Consider the following 18,826-nt stretch of genomic DNA (forward strand, 5'->3'; position numbering starts at 1 on the left):
ATACAAAAGGTACGCAGTCACAGAACAAAGTCTGCTCCCACTGCTTGTACGCATACGGTTTCAGGATCTATTTCACTCCCCTCTCCGGGGTTCTTTTCGCCTTTCCCTCACGGTACTAGTTCACTATCGGTCAGTCAGTAGTATTTAGCCTTGGAGGATGGTCCCCCCATATTCAGACAAAGTTTCTCGTGCTCCGTCCTACTCGATTTCATGACTAAGAGACTTTCGCGTACAGGGCTATCACCCACTATGGCCGCACTTTCCAGAGCGTTCCGCTAATCTCAAAGCCACTTAAGGGCTAGTCCCCGTTCGCTCGCCACTACTAAGGGAATCTCGGTTGATTTCTTTTCCTCAGGGTACTTAGATGTTTCAGTTCCCCTGGTTCGCCTCTTGCACCTATGTATTCAGTACAAGATAACCATCTTGTGATGGCTGGGTTCCCCCATTCAGACATCTCCGGATCAAAGTCTGTTTGCCGACTCCCCGAAGCTTTTCGCAGGCTACCACGTCTTTCATCGCCTCTGACTGCCAAGGCATCCACCGTATGCGCTTCTTCACTTGACCATATAACCCCAAGCAATCTGGTTATACTGTGAAGACGACATTCGCCGAAAATTCGAATTTCTCAACTAAGAGAACTCACAAATTTTACCTTAGCCTGATCCGTTACCAGTGAAAGTAACGTTCAGTCTATCTTTCTATCACATACCCAAATTTTTAAAGAACGAACCAGTCAAAAGACTAGAAATCAACATTCACCATCAACGATGGAATGCTCATTTCTAAGCTTTTACTTCAGAAGCAGTAGTGGTGGAGCCAAGCGGGATCGAACCGCTGACCTCCTGCGTGCAAGGCAGGCGCTCTCCCAGCTGAGCTATGGCCCCGTATTTCTACAGGCGTTTCCCACACAAAATTGGTGGGTCTGGGCAGATTCGAACTGCCGACCTCACCCTTATCAGGGGTGCGCTCTAACCAACTGAGCTACAGACCCAATTTCGGGCTGCTTCTTTCGTCTTCTTCAATGAATCAAGCAATTCGTGTGGGAACTTATGGAGCAGCTGATGTCGTCGATTAAGGAGGTGATCCAGCCGCAGGTTCCCCTACGGCTACCTTGTTACGACTTCACCCCAGTCATGAATCACACCGTGGTAACCGTCCTCCCGAAGGTTAGACTAGCTACTTCTGGTGCAACCCACTCCCATGGTGTGACGGGCGGTGTGTACAAGGCCCGGGAACGTATTCACCGCGACATTCTGATTCGCGATTACTAGCGATTCCGACTTCACGCAGTCGAGTTGCAGACTGCGATCCGGACTACGATCGGTTTTATGGGATTAGCTCCACCTCGCGGCTTGGCAACCCTTTGTACCGACCATTGTAGCACGTGTGTAGCCCAGGCCGTAAGGGCCATGATGACTTGACGTCATCCCCACCTTCCTCCGGTTTGTCACCGGCAGTCTCCTTAGAGTGCCCACCATAACGTGCTGGTAACTAAGGACAAGGGTTGCGCTCGTTACGGGACTTAACCCAACATCTCACGACACGAGCTGACGACAGCCATGCAGCACCTGTCTCAATGTTCCCGAAGGCACCAATCCATCTCTGGAAAGTTCATTGGATGTCAAGGCCTGGTAAGGTTCTTCGCGTTGCTTCGAATTAAACCACATGCTCCACCGCTTGTGCGGGCCCCCGTCAATTCATTTGAGTTTTAACCTTGCGGCCGTACTCCCCAGGCGGTCAACTTAATGCGTTAGCTGCGCCACTAAGAGCTCAAGGCTCCCAACGGCTAGTTGACATCGTTTACGGCGTGGACTACCAGGGTATCTAATCCTGTTTGCTCCCCACGCTTTCGCACCTCAGTGTCAGTATCAGTCCAGGTGGTCGCCTTCGCCACTGGTGTTCCTTCCTATATCTACGCATTTCACCGCTACACAGGAAATTCCACCACCCTCTACCATACTCTAGCTCGCCAGTTTTGGATGCAGTTCCCAGGTTGAGCCCGGGGATTTCACATCCAACTTAACGAACCACCTACGCGCGCTTTACGCCCAGTAATTCCGATTAACGCTTGCACCCTCTGTATTACCGCGGCTGCTGGCACAGAGTTAGCCGGTGCTTATTCTGTCGGTAACGTCAAAATTGCAGAGTATTAATCTACAACCCTTCCTCCCAACTTAAAGTGCTTTACAATCCGAAGACCTTCTTCACACACGCGGCATGGCTGGATCAGGCTTTCGCCCATTGTCCAATATTCCCCACTGCTGCCTCCCGTAGGAGTCTGGACCGTGTCTCAGTTCCAGTGTGACTGATCATCCTCTCAGACCAGTTACGGATCGTCGCCTTGGTGAGCCATTACCTCACCAACTAGCTAATCCGACCTAGGCTCATCTGATAGCGCAAGGCCCGAAGGTCCCCTGCTTTCTCCCGTAGGACGTATGCGGTATTAGCGTTCCTTTCGAAACGTTGTCCCCCACTACCAGGCAGATTCCTAGGCATTACTCACCCGTCCGCCGCTGAATTCAGGAGCAAGCTCCCTTCATCCGCTCGACTTGCATGTGTTAGGCCTGCCGCCAGCGTTCAATCTGAGCCATGATCAAACTCTTCAGTTCGCCGTTGGCGAGGTAAGGATTGTCATGACGAATCCTCGGAGCTAGGGTTTAAGAGCTTGTCGGGGTCTACCGTAGCGCTGGCTTGCCTCTATCGTCGGTTTTACCGATGAATTCCTTATCGGCGCTTTAGGTAGAAAGGGCGGGACGAGAAGTCTCCCACGGTCCGTACTGGCTAGAGTCGGAATCGAGCTTTTAGTCCCGCCCACCCCTTCAAGTCTAAACATACAAGCGGGCTTGCCCGCGAAGAGGCCATCAGCCTCAACATAAGCAGAGACTGATCTGACCCCATCATCGGAGCGCCGCCCGGACCAAGTCCGCCCCCCCCCCAGCATGGGGCAGGTGTCAAAGGCGAATTGACGCCAGCATCCGTTGCAGCATCTCATCGCAGGCCTTGAGCTGATCGCGGCTGACGAACTCGTCCGGCTTGTGACCCTGATCCATGCTGCCGGGACCGCACACCACCGTGGGAATCCCCACTGCGTCGAACAATCCGCCTTCAGTGCCAAACGCCACGGTGCCGAAATCGTCCGAGCCACAGAATGTGGCGATCAATTGCGCAGCCTGGCTTCGGGCATCCGTCGCCAGCCCCGGGTAGGCCGACAATTCACTGAAACGGATATCGCTCTGCTCGTTGACTGCCCGCATGCGCGGCAGCATTTGCTGTTCGGCGTAGGCCTTGAGTTGTTGTGCGACGAGTGCCGGATCCTGCGAGGGCAGGGCGCGGATTTCGAAGTCGAAACGGCAATCGGCGGGGACGATGTTCAACGCCTTGCCACCGCTGATCACGCCGGATTGCACCGTGGAGTACGGCGGGTCGAAACGCGGATCGAGGTGCTCATCCTTGAGTTGCCGGCCGATGCGTCCCAGCTCGCCGATCAGCTCGGCGGCGCATTCGATGGCGTTGACCCCAAGTGGCGCGTAAGCCGAGTGACAGGCATGACCTTGGACATCGCAGCGCATGGCCAGTTTGCCCTTGTGCCCGAGTACCGGTTTGAGTTCGGTCGGCTCGCCGATGATGCACAACAGCGGTTTGACCGGACGCTGCTCCAGCACCTTGAGCAGCGAACGCACGCCGAGACAGCCGACCTCTTCGTCATAGGACAAAGCAATGTGCACCGGCATACGCAGCGGTGCTTCGATCAGCGACGGCACCAACGCGAGCACGCAGGCGATGTAGCCTTTCATGTCCGCCGTGCCACGACCGTAAAGCTTGCCGTCGCGCTCGCTGAGTGCGAACGGCGGCAGCGTCCACGGCTGGCCATCGACCGGCACCACATCGGTGTGCCCCGACAGCACGATGCCCGGTTGATCGGCCGGGCCGATCGTGGCGAACAGGTTGGCTTTGCTGCGCTCATCGTTGTAGATCAGCTCGCACGGCACATCGAAACTTTCGAGGTAGTTGCGCACGAACTCGATCAATTGCAGGTTGGACTCGCGGCTGGTGGTATCGAACCCCACCAGCGTCTTGAGCAACGCGACGCTGTTGCTCATCGATCGTCTCCGGCGACTCCATAACCCGGCGCCTTTGCCGGATCGAGGGCGCGGTCGATGTAGTCCTGAAGCTGTGGGCGATAGGCGTCCCACAGTTTTTGCAGTTGGCCGATCGGGTCTTCATCGGCCCAGTCCACCCGCAGGTTGACGATGGGCCAGGTCAACTCGCCGACCACGACCACGGCTGCCGAATGCACCGGGCCCGCTTCACCGCCCAAGGCCTGGGCAGCGTGCAAGGCCTTGATCAGGCGATCGGCCAACTGGCCTTCGCCTTCTTCGAACGCGCTGACCATGGCTTCGATCACCGAGCGCCCGGCCAACATGTTGCCCGCCGCCACGCATTGCTCGCCCGACACGGCGTTGTGCACGCCCAAGGTCTGCGCGCCGCTGAAATGCGCGGTCTGGCCGAGGTGGTTGATCGCCGTGATCTGCCGGTACTGACTGTAGCCGTTGCGGGTCAGCACCTTGTCCAGCGCCGCCTCGGGCGCCAGGCCTTGTTCCATCAGGGCAAGCACTTCCGGGCCGAGGGACGGCAGGGTGATGTTCTGGCTCGACACTGCGCCGACACCCGGCAACAGCCACGGGCAGCGTGCGCCGACGGCGATGCTGGAGGAGCTGATGGCGATGCCGAACTGACCGGTTTCGGGGCAGCGGGCGGCGATGGAAAATGTCATGTGTGGCCTCCTTTCGCTAAGGTCGAATTACTCGGGAATCACCGCAACCACATCAATCTCCATCAGCCACTGCGGCTGACCCAAAGCCGACACCACCAGCCCGGTGGAGATCGGGAACACACCCTTCAGCCATTTGCCGACTTCCTGATACACCGGCTCGCGGTAGCGCGGGTCGATCAGGTAAGTGGTGGTCTTGACGATGTGGCTGAGGTCGCTGCCGGCCTCTTCGAGCAGTTGCTTGACGTTGCGCATGGCCTGTTCGGTCTGCGCGCGCGGGTCGCCGAGGCCGACCAGTTCGCCCTCGAAATTGGTCCCGACCTGACCACGCACATACACGGTGTTGCCGGCGCGCACGGCCTGGCACAGGTCGTTGTCCAGGGTCTGGTTCGGGTAGGTGTCCTTGGTGTTGAACATGCGGATGCGGGTGTGGGTTGGCTGACTCATGTGCGGCTCCTGACGAAATCGGACCCGGCGCGACGGACGCCGGGATTGAAGAGGGAAATCAAGCGTCGACGGTGTCGACAGCGTGGTTGTGCAGCGCGGCTTCGCGTTGTTCGGCATCGCGATAGGCCAGGTATTTGCGCTGGGTGGCGATGTGATCGGCCACGTGCTTGGCGTCGTGCCACACGCCCCAGATGAACGAAGAACCGCGTCGCGACTGCCACGGCAGACCGAGGAAATACACGCCCGCTTCGCTGGACACGCCGCGCTGATGCTGCGGCTTGCCGTTGTCATCGAACGCGGCGACTTTCAGCCAGGAATAGTCCACGGCAAACCCGGTGGCCCAGATGATCGAGGTGATGCCGGCGGCGGCCAGATCGAGATCGGCCAGCGGGTTTTTCACGCATTCAGGATCCGGATAAGTTTCTCGGGCTTCCGGTTCCAGTGGCAGATCCAGACCGTTGCGTTCGATGTAGGCGTCGGCGGCATCCAGCAGCGCGAGGTAGTTCTCGTCGCCGCGCTTGAGGTTGTCGCGCAGGTCCTGTTTGAAGGTCACCACGCCGTTGCTGAACGATTCGGTGACGCCGACCAGGGTCATGCCGCGATGGGCCAGGCCACGGAAGTCGATGGTGCGGCCACCGTGGGCGCCGCTGACGGCGATGGTCACGTGCTCGCGGCCGGGTTTCATCGCGGCTTGATCCCACTCGCCGAGCACGCCCAGCCACCAGCAGAAATCACGGTTGCGGTAAGCGCGGGGAGGGCGGTCGTGGGCGCCGACCGAGAGGTAAACCTGCTTGCCCGAGCGCTGCAACTCATCGGCGATCTGTACGCCCGACGAACCGGCACCGACCACCAGCACTGCGCCGGCCGGCAGTTGCTGCGGGTTGCGATAGTCGGCCGAGTGGATCTGCAGCAGACGCTCATCTTTCGGCGCAATCGCCGGGATCACCGGACGCTGGAACGGGCCGGTGGCGGCGACGACGCGGGCCGCTTCGATCACGCCCTCGGAGGTATCGACGGTGAAGCCCGGACGCCCGACATTGCGCACCACGCTTTTCACATCGACGCCGGTGCGGATCGGCGCATTGAATTTCTTCGCATAGGCTTCGAAGTAGTCGGCGACGCGTTCCTTGTGGGCGAAACCGTCCGGATCGACATCATCGAATTCCATCCCCGGAAAGCGGTCGTGCCACGCCGGGCCGTTGGCCACCAGCGAATCCCAGCGCCCGGTGCGCCAGCGTTCGGCAATGCGGTTGCGCTCCAGCACCAGGTGCGGCACACCGAGTTTGCTCAGGTGTTCACTCATGGCCACACCCGCTTGACCGGCGCCGACAACAAGCGTGTCTGTTTTTATTATTTCAGTGGTCATCTCTGATCCCTTCTCACGAGGCCGTTGGATTCAGGCCGCTGTCGACCTGTTCTCTGTGCTTGGGATCAGACTAGGGAGGGGGTGGTTATCGGTAAAATATTATTAAGCTGGCATGTGAAGATAAAAACGTGATGCAGAGGCCTGAAAGCCCCGTAAACACGGGGCTTGGCCCTTTCGCCAAAATCCGGGGCATGGAAAAAAGGGCCATCGACAGGTGTGTCGACGGCCCTTTTCAGTTGGCGCTTGATTTACATCGAATTCAACGATTGAGGAACGCCAGCAGGTCTTCGTTCAGTGCCTGCGCATGGGTCACGGCAAACCCGTGCGGCGCACCGGCATAAACCTTGAGCTCGGCACCCTTGATCTGCTCGGCGGCGCGTTTGCCGGTGGTCTCGAATGGCACGATGACGTCGCCGTCACCATGGATCACCAGGGTCGGTACATCGATTTTCGCCATGTCAGGACGGAAGTCGGTTTCCGAGAACGCAGTGACGCAATCCACGGTGCCTTTGAGCGAGGCCAGCAGGGCGATGTTCAGGGTTTGTGTCAGCACGCCGTCCGAGACCTTCTGACCTTTATCGAGGCCATAGAACGGCGTGTTGAAGTCAGCGATGAACTGCGCGCGATCCTTCAAAAGACCCGCCTTGATCCCGTCGAATACCGACTTGTCGACGCCCTCGGCGAAGTCTGGTTTCTTGCCGAACAGCGGCGTCACTGCGCCCAGCAACACCAGCCCGGCGACACGCTCGCTGCCGTGGCGCGCGATGTAACGGCTGACATCGCCGCCGCCCATGGAGAAGCCGACCAGGGTCACGTCACGCAGATCCAGGTGCTCGATCAACTGCGCGATGTCATCGGCGAAGGTGTCGTAGTCGTAGCCGGTCCACGGCTGCTCGGAGCGTCCGAAACCACGGCGGTCGAAGGCGATGGTGCGGTAGCCGCGGCTGCTCAGGTACTCCATCTGGTATTCCCACATGTCGGCGTCCAGCGGCCAGCCGTGGCTGAACAGAACGGGCTTGCCGCTGCCCCAGTCCTTGAAATAGATCTCGGTGCCGTCTTGGGTCTTGAACGTGCTCATGAAAACTCCTTGTGTCGGGGCGTGTGTGGTTGCCGGGATGGCATCGCTGACTATCGCGGTTAAGCGTCTGGTCTACTTGTACGCAGGTGCTAAGTTTCGCCAGCCAATCAGCGTAGACGCCTGCGGGCGTCAGAGTTGTAAGATGCAACCACGATTTGATGACCGTTTTGCTGGAGAGCGCTGAATGAAACGCAAAAGCCTGGAGGGCAACATCTGCCCGGTTGCCCGGACGCTGGACCTGATCGGTGACTGGTGGTCGCTGCTGATCATCCGCGACGCGCTGGAAGGCATCAGTCGTTTCAGCGATTTCGAGAAGAGCCTGGAAATCGCCAAGAACATGTTGAGCACCCGGCTCAAAGGGCTGGTGGAGCGCGACATCCTGCGCCTGGCGCCGGCGTCCGATGGCAGCGCCTACAAGGAGTACGTGCTGACTGAAAAGGGCCGAGCCTTGCAAACCGTGATCGTCGCGTTGTCGCAGTGGGGTGGGGAGTTCATGTTCGAGCCGGGCGAGGCGGGGTCGGTGATGGTCGATGCGCAGAAGGGGCAACCGATTCGCAAGCTTGAGTTGCGGTCAGCCGATGGTCGATTGTTGGCACCGGACGATGTGGCGACGAAACGGGCTATTGAGTACTGAGGTGAAGTGAGCGGGTCTGTCGGATATTTCGTTTTCGGAACGTTCTCTGATTTGGTGACCGTTTTTCCTTGGTTGATCTACGAAACATCCTGCATCTCTGTCGGAGTCGGACGATTTCACCGATGCCGCTCGTCGGCCACACTATTTCGGTGAATCCTTAAATTGACGTCAGAATAGTGGCACTTTAACATGGCGCCACTATTCTGATATCGCTTTCCGTCTCGAGGGATCGAACATGTCCTCACCCGCCCTCGTGGCGAGGTTGTGCCTGGCTTTGCTATGCCTTTCTCCGCTCCAAACCGCACTTGCAGCACCCACCCCTGGTGAAACCGACCTGATCCGCGAACGCCAGAACCGTCTGCTCGAAGAGCAGCAGCGACGGCTCGAAGAGCTCAAGGATCTACCTGGCAAAGAGGCCAAACCGGCTCAGCCGGAAGCCCCCACCGACACGCGTTGCTTTCAGATCAACGACATCGAGCTCAAAGGCGCCGACAGCCTGTCGCAGAGTGACAGGACTCGCCTGCTCAAGCCCTACATCGGCCAGTGCCTGGGCGTGCCACAGCTCAACGAGTTGCTGAAAGTCATCACCGACCACTACATCGAGAAGGGATTGGTCACCAGTCGTGCCTACTTGCCGCAACAGGACCTGTCCGGCGGGCACCTGAAAGTACTGGTGGTCGAAGGCAAACTCGAGGGCTTGAAAGGCGCCGACAACAGCAAGCTCTCTGAGCGTGAGTTGTCGATGGCGTTTCCCGGCAAGGCCGGTGAGCTGGTGAACCTGCGCGAGATCGAGCAGATGGTCGATCAGCTCAATCGTCTGCCGTCCAATCAGGCAAAAATGGAGCTTTCGCCGGGCAAGAACGTTGGCGGCAGTGAGGTGCTGGTCACCAATACTCCGCAAAAGCCCTGGCGCGCAGGGCTGTCGCGCAGCAACGACGGCCAGCGCAGCACCGGCGAGCAGCAGTGGGGCACGACATTCGACTGGGACAGCCCGCTGGGCCTGGCCGACCAATTGAGTCTGCGCGGCGGTCATGACGCAATGACCGATCATCAGCACACCTCCAACAACGCCATGCTCAACTACAACCTGCCGTGGGGCTGGTGGAACTTCAGCTACACCTACAGCCAGAGTGAGTACCGCTCGCAGATCGCTGCCAACGGCTACAACTTCAAGCAGACCGGCGACAGCGAGAACCATCAGTTGCGCGCCGAGCGGGTGATCCATCGCGACTCGGTCAGCAAGACCTCTCTCAGCGCCGGTCTGTCGTATCTGCGCACCAACAATTTCATCGAAGACAGCAAGCTCAAGCTGAGCAGCAACCGTATCAGCGAAGCACAGTTCGGCTTCAACCATGGGCGGCGGATCGGCAGCGCCTTCGTCAACTTCGACGCCGGCATGCAGGAAGGTATCGGTGCATTCGACGCTCAGGGCAGTCACGATCCAGGCCCCGGCGAGCCTGACGCGCGCTACCGCAAATACACCGCAACCCTGAGCTATCTGCAGCCATTCAAAGTGTGGGGCGAGTCCTTCAGCTTCAGCAGCCTGATGACCGGCCAGCGCAGCGAAGACGTGCTGTTCAGCCCGCAGCGCACCAGCCTCGGCGGGTCGTCTTCGATCCGTGGCTACAAGGATCAATCGCTGTCTGGCGACAGCGGCGGCTACTGGCGCAACGACCTGCGCTGGTCGCGCCCGATCAACGCCGAATGGCTGCGCCCGGTGTTCGCCGAATACGGCACCAGCCTCGGCTACGACCAGGGCGTGATCCGTGGCGACCGTTACAACGGCGAGCAACACGGGCGCATGTCGAGCAACTCGCTGGAGTTGTTTGCGCGTGGCGAACACGTGGCAGCAAGTGTGACTTTTGCCCATTCCCTGGAACGCCCTGACGTGATGACCGAGCGCGAAGCGCCGATCTATTTCCGCGTGGATTTCTTCCTCTAGTTTTTGCCCTTTCCGAGATTCTGCTATGGACTTCCGCCAACTGGCCTTTCTGGCCAGTCAGCCTTCTGCTGCCGTAAAAAACCGTGAACACTTCTGGGGCATGCCCAAACGCGGCCTGGCGTTCCTGCTGGCCAACGTCATGTTCTGGCAGCCGATGTGGGCGCAGGCAGACGGTATTGTGGTCAGCGCGCCCGGCACCACGCTCGACCGGGCGGGCAACGGCGTGCCGATCATCAACATTGCCACGCCCAACGGCGCAGGGCTGTCGCACAACCAGTTCCACGATTACAACGTCGACGCCCAAGGCCTGATCCTCAACAACGCGACCAGTCGAACTCAGCTGACGCAGATGGGCGGGATCATTCTCGGTAACCCGAATCTGCGCGCAGCAGCTGCGCAAACCATCCTCAACGAAGTCAACGGTGGCAGTCCGAGCCAGTTACGCGGGTATACCGAAGTGGCGGGGCAGTCAGCGCGGGTGATCGTCGCCAACCCGTACGGCATCAGCTGTAACGGTTGCGGCTTCATCAATACACCACGCGTCACCCTCACCACCGGTAAACCGGTACTCGATGGCGCGGGTCGGCTGGATCGTTTCCAGGTCGATCAGGGCAGCGTTTCCATCGATGGCAAAGGTCTGGACGCCAGCGCTGTCGACAGCTTCGAAATCATCACCCGCAGTGCGCAGATCAACGCGCAGATTCACGCCAAACGCCTGAACATCACCACCGGTCGCAACGATGTAAACGCCGAAACGCTCAACGCCACCGCGCGTGCCGATGACGGCAGCGCCAAGCCGCAGCTGGCGATCGACTCTTCGGCACTCGGCGGGATGTACGCCGGGGCAATCAAACTGGTCGGGACCGAGGCCGGTGTCGGCGTAAAACTGGCAGGCGAACTGGCGGCGAGCGCAGGCGATATCCAGATCGACGCCAATGGCCAACTGACGCTGGCCAAAGTCACGGCCAGCAATGCGGTCGACATCAAAGCCAAGGGTCTCGAAGCCCAGCAGTCCGTTTACGCGGGCACGCAACTGGCGGTGCAAACCGCACAGGATCTGGTCAACCAGCAAAGCCTTGCCGCCAGGGACAGCGTTCGCCTGACCAGTGGCGGCAAACTGGTCAATTCCGGCGTGATCGAGGCCGGGGTGAATGCGGACAACAGCCGCAACAGCAATGGCGATCTCACCCTCAACAGCGGCACCGTGAGCAACCGTGGCAGTGTGTTGGCCAGTCGTTCGTTGAGCGCCAGTGCCGCCGGCGGATTCGATAACCAGAACGGTATCGTCCAGGCCAAAAATGTCGCGCTGAGCGCCACTCGCCTGGTCAACCAAGGTACTGACGCACGGATCTACGGCGAAACCAGTCTTGCTTTCAACGTCCCGGCCATCGTCAACCTCAGCGGCTTGATCCGCTTCGCCGATGGCCAGGCGGCAACGCTCTCCGTTGATAATCTGGACAACCGCAAAGGCCGGATTGAAATCGCCGGCGGTAGTTTGAAACTCAATGCGCGGGCGCTGCACAACGACGACGGCAAGATCATCGCCGGACGTCTGGATATCGATACCCGACAACTCAATAACGCTGGCGGCCTGATTGCTGCAAGCCAAAGCGACACCAAAGTCGTTGCCCTCGAGCGTCTGGACAACGGCAAAGGCAAGATCCAGGCAAAGACCGACCTCGTCGTATCGGGTGCGGAGCTGCTCAATCAGGGCGGTACGTTGGCCGCCGATTCGATTCGGATCACCGGCACTCGGCTGGACAACAGCAGCAAGGGTGTCATCAGTGCCGAAAACGGCAATGTTGATCTGACGCTGGATCAGGATCTCGACAACCACGACGGCAAGGTGCAGGCATCGAAGCATTTGAACGTCGCGGCCCAGCGCATCGACAACCGCAATGCCAGCCTGACCGGTAAAACACTTGGGCTCACCAGTCGCGGCAAACTCGACAATACCCAAGGCACGATTTCATCCGATGACAGCGTGCTGGCCAGCGAAGACCTGGACAACACTCAGGGCCTGATTCAGGGCAACACGACCCTGAACCTGACCGCACGCGATCTGGACAACACCAACGGCCAACTGCTCGGCGGTGTTGTCGATGCGACGCTGGACAATCTCACCAGCAATGACAAAGGCACTATCAGCGCCGAAGCCGGCAAGCTCACACTGGTCGTCAACAAGCACCTGAACAATGCCTTGGGTCGACTGCAAGCCAGCCAGGGTGATGTAGATATTCACGCCGACAGTGTCGACAACCGCAAAGGCGTGGTGGCTGCGCAACAATTGCTGTTGGTCGCTCGCAATGGCCACATCGACAACCGTGGCGGGCGGGTGATCGGCGATCGCCTTGACCTGCAAGCCGCCAGCCTCGACAACGGCGAGGGCGGTCTGTTGGCGGCGGGTGTTGACGGCGCTCGGCTGATTCTCAAGCAAACCGTTGCCGGTCAGTCGCAACTGCTTAATCAAAAGGGCCGGATCCAGAGCGACGCTGACCTGTACATCGAAAGCGACACGGTCGACAACCGTGCCGGTGTCCTGCTGGGCAAAACCATTGAAGTCAACGCGATTGAACTGAACAACAGCGACAAGGGCGGCATCGTCGGCACGGGCGGTGACATTACGCTGAAAATCGCCGGGGTCTTCAAAAACGTCACGGGCGTGGTCGACGCCGCCGAGCAACACCTGCTGCTCGAACAACTGGTCGAACTCGACAATCGCGGCGGCACATTGCGCGGCCAGCGTCTGGACATCACCAGTACGTCCATCGACAACCGTGACGCGGGCCAGATCATTGCGGGCAGCGATGGTCTGAAAATCGTCGGCAGCACCGTGCTGAATCAGCAGGGCGCGATTCTCGCCAATGGCAGCCACGCAGAACTCGCGCTGGGCACCGGAAACCTGCAGAACCAGGGTGGCACGCTGCAGGCCGACACCCTCGACATCACCAGCGCCGACCTCGACAACAGCGCAGTCAATGGCAAGGCCGGTTTGATCTCCAGCCTGCTGGGTGATTTGAAGTTGACGGTGACACGTCTGACCAACCGCGCCGGCAAGATCTTCGGCAAAGACCAGGTCGTTTTCGATGGCACCAGCCTGGACAACACGGGCGGCGAGATCAGCGGCAATCGACTGGGCCTTGAAGCGGTCAGCCAGATTCTCAATCAGGGCGGCCTGATCGAGTCGGCGACGGACCTGAAACTGATCGGCGGCCAACTGAACAACAGCGCTGGCGGGCAGATTCGCGCACTGGGCGGCGCCTCCAGCCAGATCAAACTGACTGGCAACCTGAACAACCAGAACGGCGTCATCGAGATCGGCAGCCACGATCTGGAACTTGCCGGTGCCCAGCTCAACAACCTCAGCGGCAATGTTCGTCACGCCGCTCAAGGGCTGTTCGATCTGGACCTGAGCAACCTGACCGGCTCTCAAGGCAGCCTCACCGGCCTGGGCAAAGGCGTTTGGGATATCGCTTCGGTCAATGGCGTGGGCACCTGGCAACTGAATGGTGGCCTGACCTACACCAGCACGCAGGGGTTGACCCTCAACGCCGGGGATCGTATCGCCAGTGCCTCGTCGCTCAAACTGAATGTCGCAAGCCTGGAAAACGCCGGCGAACTGGCCAGCGACGGTGACCTTACGCTGAGCCTGGGTGGCAACCTGATCAACAGCGGACGGGTGTCCGCCAAACAGAAACTGGTTATCGGCGCCAACGACCTGATTCAGCGGGATGGCCGTCTGGTCAGCGGTGGCGACACCGAGCTGACACTGCGCGGCACGCTCGACAACCTGGGTCGACTGATTGCCAACCAGAACCTCACGGTTTCCGCTGCCCGAATCGACAACAAAGGCACGCTGGGCGCACAAGGCAATCTTCTGTTCAATGCCACCAACGGCATCAGCAACGGCCCTGACACGCTGCTGTTCAGCGGCGGCACGATGGAGCTGCACGGCAACAGCCTGAGCAACTTCTATGGCGATATCTACAGCCGCGGCAAGCTGACATTCGACGCTGTGGGCGGTGGCCGGGCCTCATCCTTCAGCAACCTGTCGGGCACCATTGAAGGTGAAGGTGACATCGACATCAACGCCGTTTCGTTTGAAAACGCCAAGGCCGAATTCGAGATGACCTCGGGGCAGTCGTCCGGCAGCCTGAGCTGGGTGTGTGGTCAGCATTGCGGCGGCGGTGACGGCTGGAAGCGCGGCACTATCACCATCACCACCGATTTCAACGACCAGGTCTTGAAGGACTCTCGCGCAGCACGGTTTGTCGCTGGCAAGAACCTCACCATTCATGCCAATAACGTCGAGAACCGCTACAGCCTGCTGGCCGCGAACGGCGATCTGACCGTGTCTGCCGACAGTCTGCTGAATCAGGGGGCCGTGTCGCGCTCGGGTCATCGGGTGGTGAAGATCGGTACTCCCGGGCACATCGACAACAGCCTCTGGGACAAGATGGAATTCATCGACATCCCGGCCTTCAACGCGGCGGTCGCCGCTGGCAACTTCGACGAGGAGCGCTTCAACGAACTGGTCAGCCGCTCCAGCGACTCACGCTTTTCGCAGATGAGTGACGTCACCACTTGGGATGAAAACGGCAACAACGTCTATTCGGCGGTGCTCCAGGCCGGTGGCAAAGTCAAACTGGACGTCGCTCACAGCATCCAGAACGGCACGCTCTACGACAACACCTACGATCAACTGACCGGCAAGCTCTCCAGCGATCAGACGACTTCGGTCGGCGGCATCAACATCAACCTGGGCAAGCACAGCACTGACGCCAGCGCCCAGGCGCCGAAAGACGTCACCCGGATCGAGCGCGTGGACGCCGATGGCGTGAAGCAGATCAGCTTTGTGCCTGTCGACTTCAAAGGCGTGCCGTTTGCCGCTGTGGATCCGACGGCGTCCTCGACATTCCGTCTGCCGAAAGGCCCGTACGGCATGTTCGTGCAGAGCTCGAACCCGCAGAGCCGTTACCTGATCGAAACCAACCCGGAGCTGACCCAATCCGCGCCGTTCATGAGTTCCGATTACCTGCTGGGCAAACTCGACTTCAGCGCCGATGAAGCGGCGCGCCGACTCGGCGATGGCCGCTACGAGACGCGACTGATCAGCGACGCAGTGATGGCCCAGACCGGTCAGCGCTTCCTCGCTGGTGGCCTGAACAACGATTACGAGCAGTTCCGTTATCTGATGGATAACGCGCTCGCCAGCAAGAATGAGCTGAACCTGTCGGTAGGCGTGAGCCTGACGTCCGAGCAGGTGGCGGCATTGACCCACGACATCGTCTGGATGGAAGAACGCGTTGTCGACGGTCAGAAAGTGCTGGTGCCGGTGCTCTATCTGGCCCAGGCCGAGTCACGCAACGTGCGTGGCGGCAGTCTGATTCAAGGTCGCGACCTGGAACTGATGGCGGGGAATGATCTGGTCAACGTCGGCACGTTGCAGGCGACCAAGGATCTGTCTGTCGACGTCAAAGGCAGTCTTTATCAGGGCGGGCTGGTCGAAGCCAACGAGCGCATCACGCTCATGGCCTCCGACAGCATTCGCAACGCATTGGCCGGCGAGATCCGGGGCAATCAGGTCAGCCTCACCAGCCTCAAGGGCGACATCGTCAACGATCGCACCGCCGTCGCCGTACGTGACGGCAACGGTATGCGCACCCTGGTGGACGACGGTGGCAACATCAGCGCACGCGACACGCTGACCATCAAGTCGGGCCGCGACCTCGTCAACTCGTCGTCCATCAGCAGCGGCGGCGACGCCACCCTGAGCGCCACTCGCGACATCAACCTGTTGGCGACGCGCAACGAAAGTGAACTGCACGAGTCGTTCGATGGCGGCCATCGCTCGGTCATCACCACCACCGTGGAAAACCTCGGCTCCAGCGTGAAAAGCGGCGGCAACCTGAAGCTCGACGCCGGCCGCGACCTCAATGTCGTGGCCAGCACCGCCGAGGCCAAGGGCAACCTGACCGCCGACGCCAAACGCGACATCTACCTGTCCTCGGCGGGCGACGAACACAACCTCGAAACCCACAGCAAGGACGGCAAGAAACGCGTTCACGAAGAAGACAACCACACTGTCCAGAAGGCTGCCGAGTTCATTGCCGGTGGCGATGTCAAGACCAACTCCGGTCGCGATACGACGCTGGTTGCAAGCAAGATCAGCGCAGGCAATGAAGCCTATGTCTACGCGGGTAATGACCTGAATCTGCTGGCCGCGCAGAACAAGGACTACACCCTCTATGACATGAAGGAGAAGGGCGGCTTCGGCAACCTGAAACTACAGCGCGACGAAGTCACCCAGATCACCCACGTCGGCACCGAGATCAAGACCGGCGGCAATCTCTCGCTGGTCAGCAAGGGCGACCAGACCTATCAGGTGGCGAAGCTCGACAGCGGCAAGGACATCATCCTCGACAGTGGCGGCTCCATCACCTTTGAAGGGGTGAAGGATCTGCATGACGAGAGCCACACCAAAACCAACAACAACGCCGCGTGGGTATCCGCCAAAGGCCGCGGCAATACCGACGAAACCCTGCGCCAGACCCAGATGATTGCCAAGGGCAACATCGTGCTGAAGGCGGTTGATGGGCTGAAGATTGATATCAAGGATGTGAACCAGGAGTCGGTCAGCCAGACCATCGACACCATGGTCAAGGCCGATCCGCAGTTGGCGTGGCTGAAGGATGCTGAAGCGCGGGGGGATGTTGATTGGCGGCGAGTGAAGGAGATTCACGAGTCGTTCAAATACAGCAACTCGGGTCTTGGTCCGGCCTCGCAGATGATCATTGCAATCATCATGGCAGCCTTTGTCGGCCCCGCTGCGTTTACCGCACTGAGTGCGAGTATGGGGACAGCCTGGGCTGCTGGCCTTGCCGCAGTCGCGGCGGGAGCAGCTACGAATGCAACAACCAGCTTCATCAACAATGGCGGAAATCTCGGGGCTGTTTTTGCGGACGTCACTTCACCCGATGCATTGAAGGGCTACGTCATTTCCGGCGTGACAGCCGGATTGATGTCTGAGTACCTGACTAAGTTGACGGGTTTGAAATACGAACCTAACACCGGAAAGTTGCTTGGGCCGTCATTGGCGACATGGGAAGGCGTCGGCAGATTCGCGGGAAGCCAGATAATTCAAGGCGGTACCTCCGCGCTGATCACCAAGGCAGTGGGAGGCGATGCAAGCGTCGCTGACGTGTTGAAAACCGCCCTTTTCAATACGGTAGCGGCGTTCAGTTTCAACCTGGTAGGGGATCTTACCCAAGGCGTTGTTGGTGATGGTTCCGCCAGCAAAGTCATCATTCACGCGGCAGTGGGCGGGTTATTGTCCGAAATGACTGGCGGGGATTTCGCGACAGGCGCATTGGCGGCTGGTGCGAACGAAGCGCTTGTTGTTGAGATGAACAAGTGGTTCAAGGGTAATCCTGAATTATTGCTGATGGGGTCGCAGATTGTTGGGGTGTTGTCGGCTACTGCGCTGGGCAATACGGACCAAGAGTCATTGGAGGTCGCGTCTTGGATTACGAACAACGCGACTCAGTACAACTTCCTGAATCACCAGCAGGTCGACGACCTCGTCAAGGACCTCAAGGGGTGTAGGACCGCTCAAGATCCAGCTGCCTGCCGACAAAAGGTGAAAGATGAATATGCCAAATTAAGCGCAAAAACCAGCGGTAATGAATTGTTCAAGTGCGAGGGATTCGCCGAGTGCAATGGCCAAACGACCGCTGCTGAAGGTGGGACGCTGGCGCTGGAGGACTATGACGCTAACGGAGCTTTAAATGCCGAAGAGCGTGGGATCGTCCAGGATTTCCAGGATTCAAACCACACAGACGAACTGAATTCTGCCCACAAAACGATGTTGGGTGATCATGCGGAAATTGCTGGGACGGTGCTCACAGCAGGTTTGGGTACTGCAGCAAATGCCGTTGGTCGGACCGAGACAGCCTTAGTAGGTGAGGCTGCGGGAACCAGTGTTGTTAGTCGGACCGAGACCACCTTGGTAGGTGAGACTGCAGGTACTGGCGTTATAGGCCGGACTGAGACTCACCTGCCAGGTGTAGTTGCCGATACAAAAACTGTTGCCACGCCTGGGGTGACATCGTCAGGAGGAGCAGCAGGTACTGGCACTATAGGGCGACCGAATACAACGTTCCAAAGTGATGCCGCAGACTCAGGCAATCAGTTCTTTGCCCCGATAACAAAGCTTCTCGATGACGCTCGAAGTCAGCTGGATATTTTTATTGGGTCATTCACTGGTAAGTTTAAGCCCGCGACAGCCATTGGGGCTGTAGATCCTTGGACAGGGAAAGTTGTGGCTTCTTCGAATGGTCCGGTACCGGATATAATCGCACCAGAACTCAAGGCATATGCAGAGCGTTTGGGTGGTTTGGGTGTGAAAACAGCTTGCGGAAATACGTTGGGACGTTGCGCAGAGTTCAGAGCAGCAAACGAGTTGCTTCTGAATAATCCGCATCTAAAGCTTAAGGATATAAAGTTTACATCCGCAATCAGGCCTAGAACCGGTGAGGTAATTCCTCGTTGTCAAAACTGCATCAACATGTTCGGAGAAGAATGATGGA

The 18,826-nt window shown here is 59.0% G+C and carries 8 protein-coding genes, 2 tRNA genes, 1 rRNA gene and 1 other annotated feature (1 of these 12 only partly in view); of the genes, 3 read left to right on the forward strand and 8 right to left on the reverse strand.

Going from position 1 to position 18,826, the window contains the following annotated elements:
• Positions 1-550: a sequence feature (23S ribosomal RNA rRNA prediction is too short), on the reverse strand (it extends 1,441 nt beyond the left edge of the window).
• 258 nt (positions 551-808) lie between these two features.
• From AWU82_RS09685 to AWU82_RS09720, 8 genes are all read right to left on the reverse strand, one after another.
• Positions 809-884: transfer RNA gene (locus tag AWU82_RS09685), tRNA-Ala, on the reverse strand.
• Between the two features lie 30 nt (positions 885-914).
• Positions 915-991 (reverse strand) — tRNA-Ile (locus tag AWU82_RS09690).
• An 81-nt stretch (positions 992-1,072) separates the two neighbouring features.
• Positions 1,073-2,609: ribosomal RNA gene (locus AWU82_RS09695) — 16S ribosomal RNA — on the reverse strand.
• A 342-nt stretch (positions 2,610-2,951) separates the two neighbouring features.
• Positions 2,952-4,100, reverse strand: a complete 1,149-nt coding sequence (gene argE / locus AWU82_RS09700; RefSeq protein WP_064380486.1) for an acetylornithine deacetylase — start codon at positions 4,098-4,100, stop codon at positions 2,952-2,954.
• Positions 4,097-4,774, reverse strand: a complete 678-nt coding sequence (locus tag AWU82_RS09705) for a DUF1028 domain-containing protein (protein ID WP_039766940.1) — start codon at positions 4,772-4,774, stop codon at positions 4,097-4,099. Before AWU82_RS09705 ends, argE begins: the two co-directional genes overlap by 4 nt.
• Before the next feature lie 27 nt (positions 4,775-4,801).
• Positions 4,802-5,218: a RidA family protein gene (locus tag AWU82_RS09710; protein ID WP_064380484.1), complete on the reverse strand. Its 417-nt coding sequence runs from the start codon at positions 5,216-5,218 to the stop codon at positions 4,802-4,804.
• A gap of 58 nt (positions 5,219-5,276) precedes the next feature.
• Positions 5,277-6,584, reverse strand: coding sequence for a flavin-containing monooxygenase (locus AWU82_RS09715; protein WP_064380481.1), 1,308 nt, complete (start codon positions 6,582-6,584; stop codon positions 5,277-5,279).
• 259 nt (positions 6,585-6,843) lie between these two features.
• A complete protein-coding gene (locus AWU82_RS09720) occupies positions 6,844-7,662 on the reverse strand; it encodes an alpha/beta fold hydrolase (RefSeq protein ID WP_064380480.1) in 819 nt (272 codons plus the stop codon).
• 184 nt (positions 7,663-7,846) lie between these two features.
• Between AWU82_RS09720 and AWU82_RS09725 the strand changes: the two genes are divergently transcribed.
• From AWU82_RS09725 to AWU82_RS09735, 3 genes are all read left to right on the forward strand, one after another.
• Positions 7,847-8,296, forward strand: a complete 450-nt coding sequence (locus AWU82_RS09725; RefSeq protein WP_064380478.1) for a winged helix-turn-helix transcriptional regulator — start codon at positions 7,847-7,849, stop codon at positions 8,294-8,296.
• Between the two features lie 235 nt (positions 8,297-8,531).
• Positions 8,532-10,238 carry a ShlB/FhaC/HecB family hemolysin secretion/activation protein gene (locus tag AWU82_RS09730; RefSeq protein ID WP_064380476.1) on the forward strand — a complete coding sequence of 569 codons (1,707 nt, stop codon included), beginning with the start codon at positions 8,532-8,534 and terminating at the stop codon, positions 10,236-10,238.
• A gap of 25 nt (positions 10,239-10,263) precedes the next feature.
• Positions 10,264-18,822 (forward strand): two-partner secretion domain-containing protein, encoded by an 8,559-nt coding sequence (locus AWU82_RS09735; RefSeq protein WP_064380474.1) that lies wholly within the window; start codon positions 10,264-10,266, stop codon positions 18,820-18,822.
• Positions 18,823-18,826 lie beyond the last annotated feature (4 nt).

The organism is Pseudomonas glycinae (assembly GCF_001594225.2).
Lineage (GTDB): Bacteria > Pseudomonadota > Gammaproteobacteria > Pseudomonadales > Pseudomonadaceae > Aquipseudomonas > Aquipseudomonas glycinae.

Excerpts from the sequence above, each read along its gene's own strand:
- AWU82_RS09730 (WP_064380476.1), top strand. The coding sequence starts at position 8,532 with ATGTCCTCACCCGCCCTCGTGGCGAGGTTGTGCCTGGCTTTGCTATGC.
- AWU82_RS09720 (WP_064380480.1), bottom strand. The coding sequence starts at position 7,662 with ATGAGCACGTTCAAGACCCAAGACGGCACCGAGATCTATTTCAAGGAC.
- argE (WP_064380486.1), bottom strand. The coding sequence starts at position 4,100 with ATGAGCAACAGCGTCGCGTTGCTCAAGACGCTGGTGGGGTTCGATACC.
- AWU82_RS09735 (WP_064380474.1), top strand. The coding sequence starts at position 10,264 with ATGGACTTCCGCCAACTGGCCTTTCTGGCCAGTCAGCCTTCTGCTGCC.
- AWU82_RS09725 (WP_064380478.1), top strand. The coding sequence starts at position 7,847 with ATGAAACGCAAAAGCCTGGAGGGCAACATCTGCCCGGTTGCCCGGACG.
- AWU82_RS09705 (WP_039766940.1), bottom strand. The coding sequence starts at position 4,774 with ATGACATTTTCCATCGCCGCCCGCTGCCCCGAAACCGGTCAGTTCGGC.
- AWU82_RS09710 (WP_064380484.1), bottom strand. The coding sequence starts at position 5,218 with ATGAGTCAGCCAACCCACACCCGCATCCGCATGTTCAACACCAAGGAC.
- AWU82_RS09715 (WP_064380481.1), bottom strand. The coding sequence starts at position 6,584 with ATGACCACTGAAATAATAAAAACAGACACGCTTGTTGTCGGCGCCGGT.